Origin of the sequence: Xanthovirga aplysinae, assembly GCF_009711365.1 — a bacterium.
Lineage (GTDB): Bacteria > Bacteroidota > Bacteroidia > Cytophagales > Cyclobacteriaceae > Xanthovirga > Xanthovirga aplysinae.
Genome location: NZ_SMMB01000691.1, coordinates 1 through 3,304, shown reverse-complemented (window position 1 = coordinate 3,304; position 3,304 = coordinate 1). Strand labels below are relative to the sequence as shown.

Sequence of the window (3,304 nt, the reverse complement as noted above, 5' to 3'; positions counted from 1 at the left end):
TACCATTCGCATATTATAAGCGGAAAAAACACCTAACCCACCTTCTATATTTGTGGGTACCTGGAAGGGTTCCGTAAATATATTTTCCTTATAATGGGCCAAACTTTGGTGATATTTGTAGTACAACTCATCCGTATTTAAGAGAAAGACTTCTACCACGTTTTTCTCCCTGGCATAATCTCTATGTTGTTCATAAAATACACTGAAATCCAACGCTGTTCGGTATGTAAAACGCTTTTTTTCTTCTTCAGCATCTCGAATAAACTCCTTTACAATAGTCCTTTGGTATATATTCACGCTCCCAGTTGAATCCCCATAATATTCCATGGAATGCTTACTTACAATTTGGTAGGAATAATAAGAAGTATATGAGCTCTTTGACTGCCACCTACTTTCCACCCCAAGTTTCTTCCTGAAATTATGGCCATCGTCATATTTAAATACCTCTATTTCCAATACCGGAGGTTCAAAAGGAACCGTGCAGAAAGCTGTTACGGTTTTTGCTTGAGGGGAGGAAACCGTTAAATAATAAGTTTTTCCTGCCTCAATCGGAAAATCCCTAAAAGGGATACCGTAATATCCCCCTCCCGGATACTTCTCAATTTCAGATTCATCATCAATTTCCATATAAGAAAGAGAGCCCTGTTGTTGCCCATTACTTATGATCACAGTGGCACCTTTTAAAACACCAGGTTTTCTGTCAAAATAATTCACGGGAAGAACTCCTAGGGAAGGATCGCTCAAACTTACATGCACCCTAATCATCGAGTCCTGTGGAGAAATAAAGGAAAGAACCACAAGCTTTTTAATATCCGTATCCAAACGGTCGGTCTCTACCTCTTCAACAAAACTAAGATTGCAGGCCTGAAAGCAAGGAAGAATTAGAAAAAAAAGGAAGTTCCTAAGCTGCACTTTTCGAAACATTGAATTTCTTTTCATGGGATCAGTAAACTTTGCCTTTTAATTAAAATTCAATTCGGTAATTCACGGAAGGAAGGAAAGGAAAGAGGGTTACTTTTTCCAAAACCCCAACTAAATTCCCATCTTCCTCTTTGAAACTCTGCATGTAAAAGAAAGGATTTCTCCGATTATAAACATTGTATATCCCAAACTCCCAAATTCTGGTCCACCGTTTTTTCTTTTTGGAAAACTGTATGTTAACATCCAATCGATGATAAGCTTCAGCTCTAAAATTATTCTTTTCCTCATAATCAATTATCCATTCGCTTTTTGGAAAATCAGTGCGGCCCCATCTAAAATCGGGGATTAGTTGGTGTGTCAATGCGAAATAATCCCTTTTTCCCAACGTATAATTATTTCCACTTCCGTAAACCCAACTGAGGGATAGGGTAATGTTCTTTTTAAGCTTATAAATACCCACAATAGAGATGTCATGTCGGCGATCGTTTTTAGCAAAAAAAGGTTCTCCATGGTTCAAGTCAGCAAAATGTAATTTGGCCCAGGATAAAGTATATCCCACCCAACCTGACAATCGACCAAATTTTCTTTGTAAAAGCAATTCCGCTCCATAATAGGTACCACTACCGGAGGTAATATTTTGCTGCCACTCTACAGGTTTCACTTTTGCAGGATCGTCGTTTACCAAAAGAAAGGTTGCTCCCTCCTTGTAGGCGATCACATTCTGAGACCTTTTGTAATAGCTTTCCAATGTCACAGCGAAATTTCTCTCAGGAAAATCCCAGGCTAATCCCCAAGCAATTTGATGCGAAGATTGTGGTTTAACTTTATCGGTAGAAGATACCCAAAGGTCAGTAGGAAGTCCAACTCCAGAATTACTCAACAAATGGATGTATTGATTCATGGAAGCAAAGGAAGCTTTGGCCGCTAGGTTTGGCTTCAATTGATAAGCAGCAGAAAACCTGGGTTCAGCCTTTACATATTGCTTATTTTCATATATAAAATGACTTAGCCTCATCCCTACATCTATATTGAGTTTTTTGAAAAGCCTGAGGTTGTCTTCTATATAGAACCCAGTTTCAAAAGATTGGTAAACTTTTTTTTCATTAACCAGTTTATCAATAAGTTTATCCTCCACTACAAAGGCGGTGGGAGTAAATTGATGAAGAGTAATTTGGGTCCCGGCTCTTATATGATGATAGGGATTGGGCAGATAGTCAAGGTCAATCTTAAGGGTATAATTTCGAATTCCGGATTTATACTCCAATTTAAAATCATCAGAAAAATGCTTGCCATTTACATCTATTTCAAACTCATAATCACTAAAGATAAGGGCGGTATTTGCGAATAATTTATTATTAAACAAATGATTCCACCTTAACGTCCCAGTAGCATTACCCCAATAAAGTTCGGCTTCTGTGCTCCATTTTAAAAAATATTTAACCATGGCTTGGTCACGTCCAAAATAGCCACTAAGATAGAGTTTATCTCTGGGACTAAACTCATAATTCAGCTTAGCATTTAAGTCATAAAAATAATATCCCGCTTTTTCATCAGCAGACATAAATGGTCTAGCCAACAAATCGATATACGTCCGGCGGCCAGAAAGTAAAAAAGAGGATTTATTCTTCACTATGGGGCCTTCAAACACCCCATTGGCGGAAACTATTCCAATGGCAGCCTTCCCATGATATTCTTCCTTATGCCCCTCTTTCATGTCCATTTTTACAACAGAAGAAAGCCTCCCACCAAAACGGGCTGGAAAACCTCCCTTGTACATTTCCACACTTTTTAAGGCATCTCCATTAAAAACCGAAAAAAAGCCGAATAAGTGGTTGGCATTATAAACAATGGCATCATCCAAAATCAATAGATTTTGGTCCGGCCCACCTCCTCTAACATATAAACCACTACTACCCTCATTTCCGGACTGAATTCCCGGCATTAGTTGAAGGACTTTTAAAACATCCTTTTCCCCTAAAAATGCAGGAATATCTTTGAGTTGCTGAACCGGGACCTTGACAAGACTCATTTGGGCCTGCTCACTAATTTTCTCCTGCTGTTCAGCAATTATTTCTACTTCCTCCAACTTTAACTGAGCAGGATCCAAACCAAGGCTAAATTCCTGATTATTCACCAAGTTTAGCTTTGTTATAAGGGCTTCATATCCCACAAAAGAAAAAATCACTTCATACTGACCCTTGGGAATAGTAAGAGAATAGAAACCATAAGCATTTGTACTTGTACCCGTCTGTAAAGAAGGAATATAAACGGTTACACCTGGGAGCAATTCCCCACTTCCCTTTTCTTTTACATATCCACTAAGTGTAGATTTGTGTACCTGATTCTGAGAATTAGTCTCCCCAATAAAAACAAGAAAAAAAAC

Annotated in this window: 2 protein-coding genes; both read right to left on the bottom strand. The window is 38.3% G+C overall.

The window, feature by feature from the left end; genetic code table 11:
* Positions 1-939 (bottom strand): DUF4249 domain-containing protein (locus E1171_RS04250; RefSeq protein ID WP_155204427.1); only part of this gene is annotated, 939 nt, incomplete at its 3' end.
* 25 nt (positions 940-964) lie between these two features.
* A partial coding sequence (locus tag E1171_RS04245) for a TonB-dependent receptor (protein WP_155204424.1) occupies positions 965-3,304 on the bottom strand: 2,340 nt, incomplete at its 5' end.